The 17,313-nt window shown below is 69.2% G+C and carries 15 protein-coding genes; 6 read left to right on the forward strand and 9 right to left on the reverse strand.

Annotation, left to right across the window (positions count from 1 at the left end; translation table 11 throughout):
• Positions 1–35: 35 nt before the first annotated feature.
• Entirely contained in the window at positions 36–1,595 is a 1,560-nt protein-coding gene (locus ACPYN4_RS01065; protein WP_239282839.1) for an ABC transporter substrate-binding protein, read from the reverse strand.
• 198 nt (positions 1,596–1,793) lie between these two features.
• Positions 1,794–2,360, reverse strand: a complete 567-nt coding sequence (locus tag ACPYN4_RS01070; protein ID WP_239282837.1) for a GNAT family N-acetyltransferase — start codon at positions 2,358–2,360, stop codon at positions 1,794–1,796.
• Positions 2,361–2,615: 255 nt separating this feature from the next.
• Here ACPYN4_RS01070 and ACPYN4_RS01075 point away from each other — a divergent pair, with 255 nt between their 5' ends.
• On the forward strand, positions 2,616–3,476 hold the full coding sequence (locus ACPYN4_RS01075; RefSeq protein WP_281652018.1) for a hypothetical protein: 861 nt from the start codon (positions 2,616–2,618) through the stop codon (positions 3,474–3,476).
• 232 nt (positions 3,477–3,708) lie between these two features.
• Here ACPYN4_RS01075 and trpS read toward each other — a convergent pair whose 3' ends face one another.
• The 7 genes from trpS to sdhC form a co-directional block, all read right to left on the reverse strand.
• Entirely contained in the window at positions 3,709–4,713 is a 1,005-nt protein-coding gene (gene trpS, locus ACPYN4_RS01080; protein ID WP_281652019.1) for a tryptophan--tRNA ligase, read from the reverse strand.
• 146 nt (positions 4,714–4,859) lie between these two features.
• The gene (locus ACPYN4_RS01085) at positions 4,860–5,693 is read right to left on the reverse strand and encodes an exodeoxyribonuclease III (RefSeq protein WP_239281811.1); all 834 of its coding nucleotides are present in this window, start codon (positions 5,691–5,693) and stop codon (positions 4,860–4,862) included.
• Between the two features lie 9 nt (positions 5,694–5,702).
• Positions 5,703–6,863, reverse strand: coding sequence for a YihY/virulence factor BrkB family protein (locus tag ACPYN4_RS01090; protein WP_424445386.1), 1,161 nt, complete (start codon positions 6,861–6,863; stop codon positions 5,703–5,705).
• A 53-nt stretch (positions 6,864–6,916) separates the two neighbouring features.
• Entirely contained in the window at positions 6,917–7,678 is a 762-nt protein-coding gene (locus ACPYN4_RS01095) for a succinate dehydrogenase iron-sulfur subunit (protein WP_424445387.1), read from the reverse strand.
• Complete coding sequence (gene sdhA / locus ACPYN4_RS01100; protein WP_424445388.1) at positions 7,678–9,504, reverse strand: succinate dehydrogenase flavoprotein subunit; 1,827 nt, start codon at positions 9,502–9,504, stop codon at positions 7,678–7,680. The genes ACPYN4_RS01095 and sdhA overlap by 1 nt, the downstream gene beginning before the upstream one ends.
• A 48-nt stretch (positions 9,505–9,552) precedes the next feature.
• Positions 9,553–10,008 carry a succinate dehydrogenase hydrophobic membrane anchor subunit gene (locus tag ACPYN4_RS01105; RefSeq protein WP_312678193.1) on the reverse strand — a complete coding sequence of 152 codons (456 nt, stop codon included), beginning with the start codon at positions 10,006–10,008 and terminating at the stop codon, positions 9,553–9,555.
• Positions 10,008–10,442 carry a succinate dehydrogenase, cytochrome b556 subunit gene (sdhC, locus tag ACPYN4_RS01110; protein ID WP_076691465.1) on the reverse strand — a complete coding sequence of 145 codons (435 nt, stop codon included), beginning with the start codon at positions 10,440–10,442 and terminating at the stop codon, positions 10,008–10,010. The genes ACPYN4_RS01105 and sdhC overlap by 1 nt, the downstream gene beginning before the upstream one ends.
• A 217-nt stretch (positions 10,443–10,659) precedes the next feature.
• On the opposite strand from sdhC, the gene ACPYN4_RS01115 reads away from it, so the two are divergent.
• The 5 genes from ACPYN4_RS01115 (at position 10,660) to ACPYN4_RS01135 (ending at position 17,306) form a co-directional block, all read left to right on the forward strand.
• The gene (locus ACPYN4_RS01115; protein ID WP_424445389.1) at positions 10,660–11,775 is read left to right on the forward strand and encodes a mannose-1-phosphate guanylyltransferase; all 1,116 of its coding nucleotides are present in this window, start codon (positions 10,660–10,662) and stop codon (positions 11,773–11,775) included.
• Positions 11,776–11,937: 162 nt separating this feature from the next.
• The gene (locus ACPYN4_RS01120) at positions 11,938–13,059 is read left to right on the forward strand and encodes a BMP family lipoprotein (RefSeq protein WP_424445390.1); all 1,122 of its coding nucleotides are present in this window, start codon (positions 11,938–11,940) and stop codon (positions 13,057–13,059) included.
• A gap of 127 nt (positions 13,060–13,186) precedes the next feature.
• The gene (locus ACPYN4_RS01125; RefSeq protein ID WP_424445391.1) at positions 13,187–14,701 is read left to right on the forward strand and encodes an ABC transporter ATP-binding protein; all 1,515 of its coding nucleotides are present in this window, start codon (positions 13,187–13,189) and stop codon (positions 14,699–14,701) included.
• Entirely contained in the window at positions 14,698–16,011 is a 1,314-nt protein-coding gene (locus tag ACPYN4_RS01130) for an ABC transporter permease (RefSeq protein WP_239281822.1), read from the forward strand. Before ACPYN4_RS01125 ends, ACPYN4_RS01130 begins: the two co-directional genes overlap by 4 nt.
• On the forward strand, positions 16,008–17,306 hold the full coding sequence (locus ACPYN4_RS01135; protein WP_424445392.1) for an ABC transporter permease: 1,299 nt from the start codon (positions 16,008–16,010) through the stop codon (positions 17,304–17,306). The genes ACPYN4_RS01130 and ACPYN4_RS01135 overlap by 4 nt, the downstream gene beginning before the upstream one ends.
• The last annotated feature ends 7 nt before the right edge of the window (positions 17,307–17,313 follow it).

A 17,313-nucleotide genomic window follows, 5' to 3' on the forward strand; every position in this document is an offset into this window, starting at 1 on the left:
GGTGCCGGGGGCTCTCGCCCCCGGCACCTGCGGGATCACTCTGCGGGGGCCAGCTCTGCGATCGGCACCTGCGGGCGCGCCTCGGTGGCGCTCGTCGGGGCGATCGTGTCGGCGGCGTAGTAGAAGACGGGTGCGAAGACCGCCGGCGCGAACCAGGCCTCCTCCACAAGTTCCGTCGTGATCGCCTCGTAGAGCGTGGCTGCCTCGTCCTCGGGTGCGACGAGGGCGGCGGCCATGTTCTCCTCGATCGTCGGGCTCGTCGACCCGAGCGGGTTGAAGATGGCATCCGGACCGAACAGGCCGTCGTACTCCATCGGCAGCGGCTGCGAGCCGTAGCCGATGCCCGCGGCGGGGAACGTGCCGCCCGTCATCGCCTCGAAGTAGTCGGGACCGGGACGCGAGTCGAGCTCGACCGTGATGCCGACCGCGGCCAGCTGCTCGACGTACACCTGGGCGAGCGTCGCGGCTGTCGCCGACGTGCTGGCGATCACCGGGAGGGTGAACCCGTCGGGGTAGCCAGCCTCGGCGAGCAGCGCGCGGGCCTTGTCCTGGTCGAACGGATAGCGGTCCTCGAGGGCCTTGACGTAGCCGGGCTCGCTCGGAACCATCGTCTGCTCGGTCGCGAAGCCGTAGTCGCCCAGCAGCGCCTGCGCGATGCTCGTGCGGTCGAGGGCGTAGTTGATCGCCTGGCGCACGCGGACGTCTCCGAGGGGCGAGCCGAGCGTGCCGTCGCGGTCGAGCAGGCTCAGGCCGTACACGATCGTCGGCGCATAGAGCACCTGAAGATCGGCGGATGCCGCGGAGTCGGCCGTGCTGAGGTCGCCGACGGCGTAGTCGATCTCACCGGTCTTCAGCGCGTTGAGGCGCTGCTCGGGGTTCTCGATCACGGTGATGACGACCTCGTCCCAGAGCTGCCCGTCCGGGTTCCAGTAGTCGTCGCGGGCCTCGTAGACATAGCGGGAGCCGGCAACTGTCTGCGCGGCATCCAACGTGTAGGGACCTGCCCCGACCGTCTGGGTCGCGAGGCCCTCGGGGTCCTCGGCGATGGCCTTGGGTGAGACGACCATGCCCGCGACCCAGCGCTGCGTGAGAGCCTGCGGGGCGAGCGGGTGCGGCGTGTCCCACGTGATGCGGATCGTGTCGTCGTCGACCTTCTCGTAGGTGCCGCCGTTGACGAGCGTCGCCACGTTGCTGCGGCCGTCGTCGAGGTGCTCGAAGTTGGCGATGAGGGCATCCGCGTCGAGCTTCTCGCCGTCAGAGAAGGTCACGTCGTCGCGCACCGTGATCTCGAAGACCTTGTTCTCGTCGTCGGTGAATCCCCACTCGGTCGCGAGCGACGGGACGAGCGTGCCGTCGGCGGTCACGCCGATGAGCGCGTCGTACGCGGGCTGTGCGAACGGGCTCGTGGACTGCTCCATGTTGGCCGGGTCGAGGCTCGTGGGAGCTGCGGCCAGGGCGATGCGCAGCGTGCCGCCGCGTGCGCCCGACGCGCTGGCGTCGGGCTTGGCAGATGCTGCGCAACCCGAAGCGGTGAGGGCCACGGCTGCTGCCGTGACCAGGGCGAGCAATCGCCGCGTGCGTGGTGCTGTGGACATGAGACCTCCTCGTCTGGCGGCGGCGGCTCGGGAGCCGCAGACCGCTGTGTCTTGCCGTGTGTCAAGCAGTCAAGCGGCCACCCTGAAAGCCGTAAAGCTTTTGATGTGAAATGTTTTACACGGTGGATGGTGGGGAGTGCCAATCGGGCCGGGTGGGGCGGCCGGGTGGGTCTGGTGCCGCGGTGGTGCGGTGCGGGATCAGTCGGTGAGGACGGGCCAGGGTTGCGGGGCGCGGTCGTCGGTGCTGAGGAGCCCGGCGATCCACGCGTCGTCGCGGCCCTGCTTGCCGGAGAGTCCCGCACGCAGGAGCCCCTCGTAGCGGAAGCCCAGGGCGCGCGCGGCGCGTGCCGAGCCGACGTTGCCGACGACGGCCCGCCACTCGATGCGCTCGAGCCCCGCGCCGTCCGGCGAGAAGCCCCAGTCGATCACGGCCTTCCCCGCCTCGACGATGAGTCCGCGGCGGCGGGACCACGGCGAGACCCAGTAGCCGAGCTCGCCTGACCCCGACCCGTCGAGGCGATAGAGCCCGATCGTGCCGGCGAGGGCGTCGCCCTGGCGCATCGCCCAGGTGAGGTGCACGCCCTCGGCCCAGTGCGCGGCGACGCGCGGGATGAACTCCTCCGCGTGGACCCGGGTGTAGGGCGAGGGCACCGTGGTGTACCGCTGGGTGGCGGCATCCTGGCACGCCTCGAAGATCTCGTCGATGTCGCTCTCCCGCGGCACCGACAGCTCCATCCGCACCGTCTTGAGCGTCACCGACTCCATTCCCCGACCCTACCCACCCCGCCCCGCCGCCCCGACCCGCCCCCGACTCCCTCCCCGCCCCGGCGCATAACTCAGGCAAAAGGCCGGTGCGGAGCCCGAACCGGCCCCGAGGCCATAGTTCTGCCTGAGTTGTGCGCCACGACTGGACTGCGCCCGCGCCCGCACTTCTCCTCCCCAGCCCACCATTTCGTCCCTGTGTCCACAGATCGACCCATCTGGCATCCATCCCGTCACTCGTCCTGGGATGGTGACGGCATGGATATCGGCACCGGAGCGATCGGCGAGGTACTCAGCCGTGCCGATCTGCTCGCGGCGGGGATGCGTCCGAAGCACATCACCCGGGCTGTCCGTGGCGGCGGACTGCTCCGACTGCGTCGCGATCGGTACATGCTCGTGCCGCACGCTGGCATCGATCGGGCGGTCCGGGTCGGTGGGCGCCTCGCTTGTGTGTCGCGTCTCGCTCTCCTCGGCGTGTTCGTCTTCGACTCACGCAGGCTCCACGTGCACCTTGACCGGTCGATGTCGCGCTTGCGTGCTCCCGACGACGGCAGACGTGCGCTTGATGTCGCGGACCGGTCGGAGACGGTTTTGCACTGGTGGCCGCTGTGTGACGACGCGGACAGCCTCGGCGTCGTCGGCGTGGCGGATGCACTGGCCCAAGCCGTGCGGTGTCAGGATGCGCGGTCGGCCGTGGCGACCGTGGACAGCGTCCTGCACCTCGGCATACTTTCGTGGATTGAGGTGCGCGACGTCTTCGCGGCACTTCCGCCCCGGTACGCCACAATCCTGCGGCTCGTCGATCCCAGCGCTGAGTCGGGGACCGAGACGTTCATGCGGCTGATTCTTCGTCAGCTTGGCCTGCGGTACGAGACGCAGGTCGAGATCCCGGGAGTGGGGCGGGTCGACTTCCTCGTCGAGGGCTGGCTCATCATCGAATGCGACAGCAAGGCCCACCACGAGGGCTGGGACAAGCAGCGGCGCGACAGACGTCGGGACCTCGCCGCCGCGCGGCTCGGGCTGACGACTCTCCGCCCGCTCGCGGAGGACCTGCTGTACGACCGGGCACCCGTCTCAGAGGCCGTGCGCGGACTGATCACCGCCCGTCGCCGGCGCTGAGCTGACCGCGCGGGCGGCCGGGTCAGCGGCGCGCGGCGCGCAATTCAGGCAGAGTCGCGGTCTTCGTGGCAGATCGGGCGCTGTGCGGCCATTCAGCCTGAGTTATGCGCCGTGGCCCGGCGGACGTGTGCGTCGGGCTCGTCCGGTCGTTGGCGCGCAATTCAGGCAGAACCCCGGTTTCTGGGCCGGTTCGCGGTGCGCGAGGGAGTTCTGCCTGAGTTAGGCGCCGGGGTCAGCCGCGGCGGAGGAGACCGACCTTGGCGTAGACATCGGCGAGCGTCGCGTCGGCGACCTCCGCGGCGCGGTCCGCGTTGGTGGCCAGCACCCGGTCGAGCTCGGCGGGGTCGGAAAGAAGCTCGAGCGCGCGCTGACGCACGGGGCCGAACTCGTTCACCACGACCTCGGCGAGCCCCTTCTTGAAGTCGCCGTAGCCACGTCCGGCGTACTCGTCCTCGATGGCCGGGATCTGCCGCCCCGTCAGCGCCGCGTAGATCACCAGCAGGTTCGACACCCCGGGCTTGTTCTCGCGGTCGTAGCGCACCGCGCCCTCGCTGTCGGTGACAGCGCGCATGATCTTCTTCGCCGAGACGGCAGGGTCATCCAGCAACCACAGCACACCGGCGTCCGACTCGGCGGACTTGCTCATCTTCGCCGTCGGGTTCTGCAGGTCGTAGATCCGCGCAGTCTCCTTCTGGATGACCGGCATCGGCACGGTGAACGCGGTGCCGTAGCGCGAGTTGAACCGGTCGGCGAGGTCGCGGGTCAGCTCGACGTGCTGCTTCTGGTCGTCGCCGACCGGCACGATGTCGGTCTGGTACAGCAGGATGTCGGCGGCCATGAGCACCGGGTAGGTGAACAGGCCCACGTTCGTCGCGTCGGCGCCGTACCGGGCGGACTTGTCCTTGAACTGGGTCATGCGGCCGGCCTCGCCGAACCCGGTGATCGTCGACAGGACCCACGCGAGCTCAGCGTGCGCGCGCACGTGCGACTGCACGTACAGCGTGGACTTCGCCGGCTCGATGCCCGCGGCGATGTACTGCGCCGCGGTGCGGCGGGTCTTCTCGCGCAGCTCCGCCGGGTCGTTCGGCTGCGTCAGCGCGTGTAGGTCGACGACGGAGAAGAAGGCCTCGTACGCCTCCTGCAGGTCACGCCACTGCAGCAGAGCCCCGATGTAGTTGCCGATCTGGAGGGAGTCGGCGGAGGGCTGCATTCCGGAGTAGAGGCGGGGCCTGGTCATCCCTCAAGTCTATTGATCGGATGCCGGGCGTTTCGTCTCGCTGCGCTCGCTCAACGACCGGCTGGGGGATGCCGGGCGTTTCGTCTCGCTGCGCTCGCTCACCGACCGGGTGTGCGCTCGCTCAACGACCGGTAAGGGTTGCCGGGTCAGAACGCGTAGTCGGCGACCACGGGCGCGTGGTCGCTCCAGCGGGTGTCCCACGACGGTGCCCGGACGACCCGATAGTCCACGACGCGCTCGGCCATCGACGGGGTCGCGAGGTGGTAGTCGATGCGCCAACCGGTGTCGGTGTCGAACGCCTTGCCGCGGTTGGACCACCACGAGTACGGTCCGTCGACCTCGCCGGCCCAGCGCCGCCCGACATCCACCCAGCCGAGCCCCGTGCCGCGGGTGCCGTCGACGCAGGTGACCTCGGTGCCCGCCGGCCCGGTGAACCGGTCGAAGTAGGCGCGCTCGCGGGGGAGGAACCCGGCCTTCTTCACGTTCCCGCGCCAGTTGCGGATGTCCAGCTCGCGGTGCCCGACGTTGAGGTCGCCCGTGATCACGGCGAGCGGGCCGAGCTGCGGCATCCGTGCCTCCATCGCGTCGAGGAACGCGTACTTGGCGACCTGCTTGTCGGTGTCGGCCTCGCCGGTGAACACGTAGGCGCTGACGACCGTCACCCGCTCGCCATCGACGTCGATATCGGCCTCGACCCAGCGCCCGCGCGAGTCGAGCGTGTCGTCGCCGAGCTCGATGCGCCAGACGTCGAGCGGCTCCCGGGTGGCGATCGCGACGCCCGCGCGCCCCTTGGCGAGCGCCTCATCGTTCACGACGTGCCACCCCGGGAGCGCCGCAGCGAGGTCGGATGCCTCGGCGCGCACCTCCTGCAGGGTCAGGACGTCGACATCCGCGGCATCCAGCCAATCCCGCATGCCCTTCCGCACGGCGGCGCGGATGCCGTTGACGTTGACGGATGCGAGGCGGAGGTTCTGGGGCACTGGCACAGCCTAACGAGGGGCGCCGACACCGCCGATTCCGGCAGGCGTCTCCGCCTCGAGCCGGGCGAGTTCGTCCTCCGCGCGCCGCAGGTCGCGGGTCGCGGCCCAGCGTCCCCACCACGCCGCGTCGGCGCGCGCGACATGCGCATCGCGGACGCGCACCCGCGCGGCGATCAGCAGCGCCTCGTGCTCCTGGCGCCGGCGTTCCTCCTCGGTGACGGGCACCATCGGAACGTCGGCATCCCGCGCGGCGAGGGCGACCCAGGATGCCGCGACGAGGATGACGATCCCGACGAGCCGGAACCACAGCAGGAAGCCGATGAACACCGAGAAGGTCGCGAGGAGCGGGTTCGAGGGCGAGTAGTAGAGGAGGAGCCCCGCGCCGAGCTGGAGGACGACGAGCGCGCCCCCGCCGAGCGCGGCGCCGGGGAGGATGAGCCGCCAGCGCAGCGAGGTGCCGGTGAGGAACCGGATGAGCGCTGCGAGGGCGGCCGTGTTGATCACGAACGCGACGAGCGCCGACGCGAGACGTCCGGCGATCCAGACCCATCCCGACGAGCTCTTCCAGCCGAAGAACTCGAAGACCGCCTCGATCACCCCCGTGGTGACGCCGGCGAGAGCCGCACCGATCAGCAGGGCCAGTCCGAACATCGCCGCGGCGACGAAGTCGCGCGCCTTCAGCAGCACGTAGTTGCGGGAGTCGAACGGCAGGCCGAAGATGTCGCGCACCGCGCGGCGCGTGAAGGTGACGAAGCCGATCGCGGTCCACAGCGCGACGAGGAACGCCACGGCACCGGTGATGGCCAGGACGCTCGCGGACTGCTGCGCGATCGCCGCGACATCGGCGCGTGTGACCAGCCCCTGACCCGGCGCCTCACCGATGATGCCCGGGATGTAGGAGTTCACGATCGCGATGAGCGCGTCGATCGCCGACTGCGAGCCGCCCAGCCACACGCCGACGATCGCGAACGCCGTATACAGCACGGCGAAGATCGCGAACAGCGACTGGTAGCTGATGGCCGCTGCCAGCAGGAATCCGTTGTGCTGCAGGAAGTGCCGCCACACCCGGATCGGGAACCACGCGAGCGTGCGCCGGGTGATCTCGGTGGCGCGCTCGATCGGCTCGTCGAACCGCTCCCGCAGTTCGTCGCGCCACCGGTCGTTGCTCACGGCTCACACCCTATCGAGCGGGGTGCCGCCGTCGCTCCGGCCGGGCCGGTGACTCAGACGCCGCCGCGGAGGATCGCCTGCTTGACCTCGGCGATCGCCTTGGTGACCTCGATGCCGCGCGGGCACGCCTCGGTGCAGTTGAAGGTCGTGCGGCAGCGCCACACGCCCTCCTTGTCGTTGAGGATGTCCAGGCGCACGTCACCGGCGTCATCGCGCGAGTCGAAGATGAAGCGGTGCGCGTTGACGATCGCGGCGGGGCCGAAGTACTGCCCGTCGGTCCAGAACACCGGGCACGAGGACGTGCATGCGGCGCAGAGGATGCACTTGGTGGTGTCGTCGAAGATCGCGCGCTCGGCGATCGACTGGATGCGCTCCTTGCCGGGCTCCGGCTTCGAGCTCGCGATGAGGAACGGCTGCACCTCGCGGTAGGAGGCGAAGAACGGCTCCATGTCGACGATGAGGTCCTTCTCCAGCGGCAGGCCCTTGATGGCCTCCACGTAGATGGGCTTCGAGATGTCGAGGTCCTTGATGAGGGTCTTGCAGGCGAGCCGGTTGCGCCCGTTGATGCGCATGGCGTCGGAGCCGCAGATGCCGTGGGCGCACGAGCGCCGGAAGCTCAGCGAGCCGTCGACCTCCCACTTGATCTTGTGCAGCGCGTCGAGCACCCGGTCGGTGGGGTACAGCTCGACGTCGTAGTCGACCCAGCGCGGCTCGGCGTCGGTCTCCGGATCGAAGCGACGGATGATGAAGGTGACGAGGTACGACTGGATGCCGGTGTCCTCCGCGACGGTGGGCGCTTCGGTGACGAGGGTCATCAGTACTTCCTCTCCATCGGCGGGTAGTTCAACTCGCCCGCCTCGTTCTTCGTGAAGACGACCGGCTTCCAGTCCAGGCGGATGTGGTCCTCGGGGTCGGGCGAGTGCGGGTCGCCGGTGAGGTAGGCCATCGTGTGCTGCATGTACTGCGCGTCGTCGCGGTCGGGGTAGTCCTCGCGCATGTGGCCGCCGCGGCTCTCCTTGCGGTTGCGGGCGGCGTAGGCGACGATCTCGGCGAGATCGAGGAGGAAGCCGAGTTCGACGGCTTCGAGCAGGTCGGTGTTGTAGCGCTTGCCCTTGTCGTCGACGTGGATGTTCTTGTAGCGCTGGCGCAGGTCGTGGATCGTGCCCATGACGTTGGTCAGGGTCTCCTCCGTGCGGAAGACCTGGGCGTTGGCGTCCATCTCCTCCTGCAGGGTCTTCCGCAGCACCGCGATGCGCTCGGAGCCGGGGTTGTTGCGCAGGCCCTCGATCATCTCGCGGACCCCCTTCGCGGGGTCGTCGGGAAGCGGCACGAACTCGGCGGTCTTGACGTACTCGACGGCGTTGCGGCCGCTGCGCTTGCCGAACACGTTGATGTCGAGCAGCGAGTTGGTGCCGAGACGGTTGGCGCCGTGCACCGACACGCACGCGCACTCGCCGGCGGCGTACAGACCCGGCACGACGGTGTCGTTGTCCTGCAGCACCTCGCCGTTGTTGTTGGTCGGGATGCCGCCCATCGCGTAGTGGGCGGTCGGCATGACCGGCACCGGCTCGGTGACGGGGTCGACGCCGAGGTAGGTGCGCGCGAACTCGGTGATGTCGGGGAGTTTGGTCTCCAGCACCTCCGCGCCCAGGTGCGTGCAGTCGAGGTACACGTAGTCCTTGTGCGGACCGGCGCCGCGTCCCTCGAGCACCTCCTTGACCATGCAGCGTGCGACGATGTCGCGCGGCGCGAGGTCCTTGATCGTGGGGGCGTAGCGCTCCATGAACCGTTCGCCGGAGGCGTTGCGGAGGATCGCGCCCTCGCCGCGGGCACCCTCGGTGAGAAGGATGCCGAGGCCGGCGAGCCCGGTCGGGTGGAACTGGAAGAACTCGATGTCCTCCAGCGGCAGACCCTTGCGCCAGATGATCCCCACGCCGTCGCCGGTGAGGGTGTGGGCGTTGGAGGTCGTCTTGTAGATCTTGCCGAAACCGCCGGTGGCGAAGATGACGGCCTTGGAGTGGAAGACGTGCAGGTCGCCCGTCGCGAGCTCGTAGGCGACGACACCGGCGATCTGGGTGTTGCCGTCGGCATCCTTCACCGTGATGAGGTCGAGCGCGTAGTACTCGTTGAAGAAGTTGATGCCGAGCTTGACGCAGTTCTGGAACAGCGTCTGCAGGATCATGTGTCCGGTGCGGTCGGCGGCGTAGCAGGCGCGGCGCACCGGGGTCTTGCCGTGGTCGGCGGTGTGCCCGCCGAAGCGGCGCTGGTCGATCTTGCCCTCGGGGGTGCGGTTGAATGGCAGCCCCATGTTCTCGAGGTCGATGACGGCGTCGATCGCCTCCTTGGCGAGGATCTCCGCGGCATCCTGGTCGACGAGGTAGTCGCCGCCCTTGACGGTGTCGAAGGTGTGCCACTCCCACGAGTCCTCTTCGACGTTCGCGAGCGCCGCCGCCATGCCGCCCTGGGCCGCGCCGGTGTGCGAGCGCGTCGGGTAGAGCTTGGTGATGACCGCAGTGCGAGCACCGGGGCCGGCCTCGATCGCGGCGCGCATGCCGGCGCCGCCGGCGCCGACGATGACGATGTCGAACTCGTGGTAGTACACGCCGTCACGCAGGACGGCTTCAGGATGCTGGGTGCTCACGTCAGGAATGCCTCTTCGTTTCGTATCGTCGTCTCGGGGGTGCCGCGCTCAGAGCGCCTGGCACGCTTCCCAGAACACGCTGTCGCTGGTGACGCCGTTGCACGGATCGAACGCGAACACGACGAGCGTGCCGAGGACGATGAGCAGGCCCGCCGCGACGAACACGGCCCACACCAAGGTCTTGCGCACCTTCTCGCCGGTCACGTAGTCGTTGACGATCGTGCGCATGCCGTTGGCGCCGTGGATGAGCGCGAGCCACAGCATGAGGATGTCCCACCACTGCCAGAACGGGTTCGCGAGCTTGCCGGCGACGAAGCCCCAGTCCAACGCATGGATGCCGTCGCCGACCATGAGGTTGGTGAAGAGATGACCGAAGATCAGCACGACGAGCAGCACGCCCGAGACGCGCATGTACACCCAGCCGACCTTCTCGAAGTTGACGCCCTTCTTGCGGATCTGCGGCGACCGCGGGGCGGCGAGGTCCGGAGTCGTGGTGGCGGACATCAGTGGCCCCCTCCCACGTTGGCGAAGACGTTCATGAGGTGGCGCGGCGCGAACCCGGCGAGGGTCACGGCCCAGATGCCGATGACGCCCCACCACAGCTGGCGCTGGTGACGCGTCGCCCACGGCCACAGGTCGACCGCGATGATGCGCAGGCCGTTGTAGGCGTGGTAGGCGACGGCCGCGACGAGGAAGACCTCGCCGATGCCCATGATCGGATTCTTGTACGTGCCGATGACGGCGTCGTACGCCTCGGGGGAGACGCGGATGAGCGCGGTGTCGAGCACGTGCACGAGCAGGAAGAAGAAGATGGCGATGCCGGTGATGCGGTGCAGCACCCACGACCACATGCCCTCGTTGCCGCGGTACAGGGTGCCGCGAGGGGTCTTCGACGTGGTCTGGGCTACCGACGGTGTGACGCGTGCTGGTGCAGACACGGTCGTCCTCCCTTGGTGTGATCGGACGCTACGCTGCGGCGGGGCCTGATCGGCTGCGGGGCCAGAGCCCTCTCGTCGCACACGGGCGCAGTCTTATCCTAAGTCGCGCCCTTCCGCCCCGGCGAGGAAGGGGAGCCTAAGTTCTCTCGATATCGAGAGAACCGCACGAAAAGGCATTCTTTCGGAGGGGGTCGGCGCAGGCGATACCCTCGAAGCCATGGCCCGACCCATCGACGACTTCTACGCCGTGATCCCTGCTGGAGGTGTCGGGAGCCGCCTGTGGCCCCTGTCGCGGGCCGACGCGCCCAAGTTCCTGCACGACCTGACGGGGTCGGGCCATTCGCTGCTGCGGGACACCTGGGACCGGCTCGCGCCGCTGTCGGGCGAGGACCGGATCGCGGTCGTGACCGGCCGGGCCCATCGCGCGGCCGTGGAGGAGCAACTCCCCGGCATCCCGGATCGGAACGTGTTCCTCGAATCGGAGCCGCGGGACTCGGCGGCCGCGATCGGCCTGGCCGCGGCGATCCTGCAGCGGCGAGAGCCCGACGTCATCATCGGGTCGTTCGCGGCCGACCACGTGATCCGCGGGACCCGCGTGTTCGAGTTCGCGGTGCGGGATGCCGTCGAGGTCGCCCGTGAGGGCTACATCTGCACCGTCGGCATCTCGCCGAGCGAGCCCGCGGTCGGCTTCGGCTACATCAAGCGCGGCGGCGAGCTGATCGTCGACGGCGCGCGCGACGCGTCGCTCGTGGACAGCTTCGTGGAAAAGCCCGACCTGGAGACCGCCAAGCAGTACGTCGCCGACCGCGACTACCTGTGGAACGCGGGCATGTTCATCTCGCGCGCCGATGTGCTGCTGGCCGAGATCGAGGCGAACAACCCCGAGCTGCACGCGGGGCTCCTCGAGCTCGCCGAGGCGTGGGACGACCGCGACCGGCGGGGGCCGGTCGTGGATCGGGTGTGGCCGAAGCTGCCGAAGATCGCGATCGACTACGTCGTCGCCGAGCCTGCCGCCGAGAAGGGGCGGCTCGCCGTCGTGCCGGGGCACTTCGACTGGGACGACGTGGGGGATTTCGCGAGTCTCGCCAAGCTCAACTCCGGCGGACGCAAGAACGATCTCGCGATCCTCGGCGAGAACGCCCGCATCCTCTCCGACGCCGCCAGCGGCATCGTCGTCAGCCACACGAAGCGGGTCATCAGCCTCATCGGCGTGAAGGACATCGTCGTCGTCGACACCCCCGACGCCCTCCTAGTGACCACGAGCGAGAACGCGCAGCGCGTGAAGGGCGTCGTCGATGCCCTCAAGCTCACCGGCCGCGGCGACGTGCTGTAGGGCGATCGCGTGTCCCCGCGCGGCGGGGGTGTATCGGGATCATTGCGTCTTTGTAACCATTCGCACCCACGCCTGCCAGACGCGTGCAAGTCCCGCGTCACAGTAGGTAACTTCGATGCGTGCGCCCGCGAGATCCGCGGGTCTATCAATGTGGAGGCTGCATTGACCATCTCGACCACCAAGAAGCTCGCCGGCATCACTGCCGCGGCCGGGCTCCTCATCGCCCTGGCCGGCTGCGGCTCGGCCCCCGAAGCGAACCCGACCGGTTCGGGTGACGCCGGCGCTGCCGACTTCCTGCCCTGCCTGATCTCCGACGCGGGCGGCTGGAACGACAAGTCGTTCAACGAGTCCGCCAAGAACGGCATGGACAAGGCCGCGAGCGAGCTGGGAGTCACCCCGCTCGAGTTCGAGTCGACGAACGACAACGACTACGCGCCGAACATGGAGCAGGCCGTCGCCGAGGGCTGCTCGCTGATCATCTCGGTCGGCTTCAAGCTCAGCGCCGCGACCGTCGAGGCGGCCAACGCCAACCCCGACCTGAACTTCGCGATCATCGACGACTACGCCGACACCGACTTCGACGGCAAGACCGACGCGCCGAACATCAAGCCGCTCGTCTTCAACACCGCCGAAGCCGCGTACCTCGGCGGCTACGCCGCGGCGGCATGGTCGGCCCAGGCGGGCGTGAACAAGGTCGGCACCTTCGGCGGCATGCAGATCCCGTCGGTCGCCGTGTTCATGGACGGCTACCAGCTCGGTGTCGAGAAGTACAACGAGGACAAGGGCGCCGACGTCCAGGTCTTCGGCTGGGACGTCGCGACGCAGGAGGGCTCGTTCACCGGCGGCTTCGACGCCAACGACACCGCCAAGCAGACCGCGCAGGGCGTGCTCGACCAGGGTGTCGACGTGCTGCTGCCCGTCGGCGGCCCGATCTACAAGAGCGCGGCCGCGGCCATCGCCGACAGTGGCAAGGACACGCTGATCCTCGGCGTGGACAGCGACCTCGCCGTCGCCGACCCCTCGGTCACCGACATCACGCTGGTCTCGATCATGAAGGCGATCGACGTCGCCGTCTACGACGCGACCATGGCCGCCTCCAAGGGCGAGTTCGACCCGACCCCGTACGTGGGCACGCTGAAGAACGAGGGTGTCAAGCTCTCGAGCTTCCACGACTTCGAGTCGAAGCTGCCGGCGGGTCTCACGGACGAGCTGGCCGCACTGCAGGAGCAGATCATCTCGGGCGAGATCACGGTGGAGTCGGCGAACTCGCCGGCCACGTCCTGATCCTCTCCGATCCGCACTCGGGGCGGGCAGCCGCGCGCTGCTCGCCCCGAGTGCCGTCCTGCCGACCCCCGTGCGGCTCTGCCGCGCGGGGGCGCCCACTTGAAAACCATCCGGATAGGGTGCTGATATGAAGCTCGAGCTCCGCGGGATCACGAAGAGATTCGGCAGCCTCGTCGCCAACGACCACATCGATCTCGTGGTCGAACCAGGGGAGATCCACGCTCTTCTCGGGGAGAACGGCGCGGGCAAATCCACGCTCATGAACGTGCTGTACGGCCTGTATCGCGCCGACGAGGGCGAGATCCTGCTGGACGATGCGCCGCAGCACTTCCGCGGCCCCGGCGACGCGATGGCCGCCGGCATCGGCATGGTGCACCAGCACTTCATGCTGATCCCCGTGTTCACCGTCGCCGAGAACGTCATGCTCGGCCACGAGGAGACCAAGGGCTTCGGCCGCCTGGACCTCGCCAAGGCGCGTCAGCACGTGCGCGACGTCGCCGACCGGTTCGGATTCGAGATCGACCCCGACGCCGTCGTCGGGGACCTCCCTGTCGGCGTGCAGCAGCGGGTCGAGATCATCAAGGCGCTCTCCCGCGACGCGAAGGTGCTCGTGTTCGACGAGCCCACCGCAGTGCTCACCCCGCAGGAGACCGACGAGCTCATGGCGATCATGCGCCAGCTGCGTGACGAGGGCACCTCCATCGTCTTCATCACCCACAAGCTGCGCGAAGTTCGCGAGGTCGCCGACCGCATCACCGTCATCCGTCTCGGCAAGGTCGTCGGCGAGGCTTCGCCCACCGCGACGAACGCCGAGCTGGCCTCGCTCATGGTCGGCCGCGCCGTCGAGCTCACCGTCCACAAGGACCCGCCGCAGGTGCGCGACGGCGGTCTGCGCGTGCAGGGGCTGCGCGTGCTCACGGCCACCGGCGCGATCGTCGTGGACGGCGTCGACTTCGAGGTGCGCCCCGGCGAAGTGCTCGCCGTGGCCGGCGTGCAGGGCAACGGCCAGACCGAGCTCGTCGAGGCCATCGTCGGCCTCGCCCCGCGCGTCGAGGGCTCGATCGTCCTCGACGGCACCGAACTGGTCGGCAAGAGCGTCCGCGCCATCCTCGACGAAGGCGTCGGGTTCGTGCCGGAGGACCGCAAGGAGGACGGCCTCGTCGGCGGGTTCTCGGTCGCCGAGAACCTCATCCTCGACCGGTCGTCGGACCCCGAGTTCGCGCAGTGGGGGACCATCCGCCGCGGTGCGCTCGACGCGTTCGCGCGCGACCGCATCCGCGAGTACGACATCCGCACCCAGGGGCCCGAGACGGCCGCGGGGACGCTCTCCGGCGGCAACCAGCAGAAGGTCGTCATCGCCCGCGAGATGAGCCGCGACCTGCGGCTGCTCGTCGTGGCCCAGCCGACGCGCGGCGTCGACGTCGGGTCGATCGAGTTCATCCACAAGCGCATCATCGAGACGCGGGATGCCGGCATCCCGATCGTCGTCGTGTCCACCGAGCTCGACGAGGTCACCGCCCTCGCCGATCGCATCGCGGTGATGTACCGCGGCACCGTCGTCGGGATCGTCCCCGGCGACACGGCGCGCGACGTCCTCGGACTCATGATGGCCGGAGCAAGCGATTCGGAGGCCGCGGCATGAGCGGAATCACACCCGGCGCCCCCGACGCGGCGCACACGCCCGCGGACGACGAGCAGCTGCCGCGCGCGAGCGGGCCGCTCACGGGGGAGGACCCCGCGCCGACCCGCTCCGGGATCTTCCTGCGCGAGCTGATGCGCGGCAGCGCGATGACCACCGTGCTCGCCATCGTTCTGGCGATGATCGTCGGCGGAGTGCTGATCGCATCGACCAACAAGGAGGTGCAGGCCGCGGCCGGCTACTTCTTCGCGCGTCCCGGCGACACGCTCGTCGCGATCTGGAACGCGGTCATCGGCGGCTACGAAGCATTGTTCCGCGGCGCGGTGTTCAACCCGCGGGGCAACGACTTCGCCGCCCAGATCCGGCCGCTGACGAACGCGCTCGGATTCGCGGCGCCGCTCATCGCCGCCGGACTCGGCGTTGCGCTGGCCTTCCGCACCGGCCTGTTCAACATCGGCGCCCGCGGACAGATGCTCATCGCGGCGATGTTCGCCGGGCTGTTCGCCTTCAACCTCGACCTGCCGATGTGGATCCACCTGCCGCTCACCCTCGTGATCGGCATCGCCGGTGGCGCGCTGTGGGGTGGGCTCGTGGGGCTGCTGAAGGCCAAGACCGGCGCGCACGAGGTGATCCTGACGATCATGCTCAACTATGTCGCGTACTACCTGCTGCTGTGGATGCTGCGGACGCCCGGCCTGCTGCAGATGCCCGGCAACAACCAGCCGCAGACCGCGCCCACCCCGGCCAGTGCGCAGTTCCCCGACCTCCTCGGCCCGCGCTTCCCAGCGCTGGACTGGGGCTTCGTCGTCGTCGTCGTCGCGACCGTCGTGGTCTGGTGGGTCATCGAGCGCTCGAGCCTCGGTCTGCGCCTGCGGGCCGTGGGAGAGAACCCGCACGCGGCGCGCGCCGCCGGCATCAGCGTCGAGCGCATCTACCTCTACGCGATGCTGTTCGCGGGGGGTCTGGCGGGCCTTGCGGCCATGAACCAGATCCAGGGCAACGTCACGACCGGCTTCGGCGCGACGATCGACGCCGGCATCGGCTTCGACGCGATCACCGTGGCCCTCCTCGGCCGCAGCCGCGCCTGGGGCACCTTCGCCGCCGGCATCCTGTTCGGGGCGCTCAAAGCGGGCTCGTTCTCGATGCAGGCGCAGGGGATCCCGGTCGACATCGTGCTGGTCGTGCAGTCGCTGATCGTGCTGTTCATCGCCGCGCCGCCGCTGCTGCGCGCGGTCTTCTTCCTCCCCAAGACCGACGCCGAGAAGGCCGCCAAGGCGCGCGCCAAGGCGGCGAAGAAGGCGGTGACCGCATGAGCACCTCGCTCCCCGACGCGACGCAGGTCGAGCGCAGCGACGGCACGATCCAGCTCGCCGTCGTCGAGGAGCGCCACTTCAAGGCGCCTATCGTCCTGGCCGTGCTCACGGTGCTGCTGGGGGCGATCGTGCTGTTCGTCCCGCGCGACGGCACGTCGACCTTCCGGCTCGGCGATCCCTCGCAGTCCTTCGCGCTGCCCAACGTGGCGCTGCCCACCGCGGTGACCTGCTGGGTGCTGCTGGCGGTTCTCGCGCTGCTCACGGTGTGGGCGTTCTGGCTCGCGTGGTCGTACCGCCGCCAGCCGCTGTGGCTCACGATCGCCTTCGGCATCCTGGGCGTGTTCGCGTTCCTGGTGTGGGCCGCCGCCGACGGACTCGTGCCGGTGTCGAGCCTGCTGTTCGGTGCGGTGTCGCTGTCGGTGCCGCTCGTCTTCGGTGCGCTCGGCGGCGTCATCGGCGAGCGGGTCGGCGTCGTCAACGTCGCCATCGAGGGCCAGCTGCTGCTCGGCGCTTTCTCGGCGGCGCTGCTGTCGAGCATCACCGGCAACCCGTTCGTGGGGCTCATCGGCGCCATGGTCGGCGGTGTGCTCGTCGCCTTCGTGCTTGCCGCCTTCGCCATCAAGTACCTCGTCGACCAGGTCATCGTCGGTGTCGTGCTGAACGTCCTCGTGACGGGCCTCACCGGCTTCCTCTACGGCGCGCTGCTCGTCCCCAACGAACAGCAGCTGAACGAGCCGGAACGCTTCGGCCGCATCCAGATCCCGCTCCTCAGCGAGATTCCGATCATCGGGCCGGTGCTGTTCAACCAGACCTTCATCGTCTACCTCATGTTCATCGCCGTCGCGCTCGTCGCCTGGGGGCTGTACCGCACCCGCTGGGGACTGCGCCTGCGCGCCGTCGGCGAGCACCCGCAGGCCGCCGACACCGTCGGCATCAAGGTCAACACGTCGCGGTTCTGGAACGTCACGCTCGCCGGTGCGATCGCCGGCATCGGCGGCGCCTACTTCACGCTCGTGTCGGTGCCGCAGTTCGGCAAGGACATGACGGCCGGGCTCGGCTTCATCGCCCTCGCCGCCGTCATCTTCGGTCGCTGGGACCCGATCCGCGCGACCCTCGCCGCCCTGCTGTTCGGATTCGCCACCAACCTGCAGAACCTGCTGACGGTGCTGAAGACGCCGGTGCCGAGCGAGTTCATGCTCATGCTGCCGTACGTCGTGACGATCCTCGCCGTGGCCGGCTTCGCCGGCCAGATTCGCGGGCCCGCGGCATCCGGCAAGCCGTATATCAAGGAGTGAACGCCAG

It is taken from the genome of Microbacterium sp. CH-015 (genome assembly GCF_049707015.1).
GTDB lineage: Bacteria > Actinomycetota > Actinomycetes > Actinomycetales > Microbacteriaceae > Microbacterium > Microbacterium aurum.

What these genes read in the sequence shown, in the direction of transcription:
- ACPYN4_RS01065 (WP_239282839.1), bottom strand. Translation starts at nt 1,595, where the DNA reads ATGTCCACAGCACCACGCACGCGGCGATTGCTCGCCCTGGTCACGGCA.
- ACPYN4_RS01070 (WP_239282837.1), bottom strand. Translation starts at nt 2,360, where the DNA reads ATGGAGTCGGTGACGCTCAAGACGGTGCGGATGGAGCTGTCGGTGCCG.
- ACPYN4_RS01075 (WP_281652018.1), top strand. Translation starts at nt 2,616, where the DNA reads ATGGATATCGGCACCGGAGCGATCGGCGAGGTACTCAGCCGTGCCGAT.
- trpS (WP_281652019.1), bottom strand. Translation starts at nt 4,713, where the DNA reads ATGACCAGGCCCCGCCTCTACTCCGGAATGCAGCCCTCCGCCGACTCC.
- ACPYN4_RS01095 (WP_424445387.1), bottom strand. Translation starts at nt 7,678, where the DNA reads ATGACCCTCGTCACCGAAGCGCCCACCGTCGCGGAGGACACCGGCATC.
- ACPYN4_RS01105 (WP_312678193.1), bottom strand. Translation starts at nt 10,008, where the DNA reads ATGTCCGCCACCACGACTCCGGACCTCGCCGCCCCGCGGTCGCCGCAG.
- ACPYN4_RS01115 (WP_424445389.1), top strand. Translation starts at nt 10,660, where the DNA reads ATGGCCCGACCCATCGACGACTTCTACGCCGTGATCCCTGCTGGAGGT.
- ACPYN4_RS01125 (WP_424445391.1), top strand. Translation starts at nt 13,187, where the DNA reads ATGAAGCTCGAGCTCCGCGGGATCACGAAGAGATTCGGCAGCCTCGTC.
- ACPYN4_RS01130 (WP_239281822.1), top strand. Translation starts at nt 14,698, where the DNA reads ATGAGCGGAATCACACCCGGCGCCCCCGACGCGGCGCACACGCCCGCG.
- ACPYN4_RS01135 (WP_424445392.1), top strand. Translation starts at nt 16,008, where the DNA reads ATGAGCACCTCGCTCCCCGACGCGACGCAGGTCGAGCGCAGCGACGGC.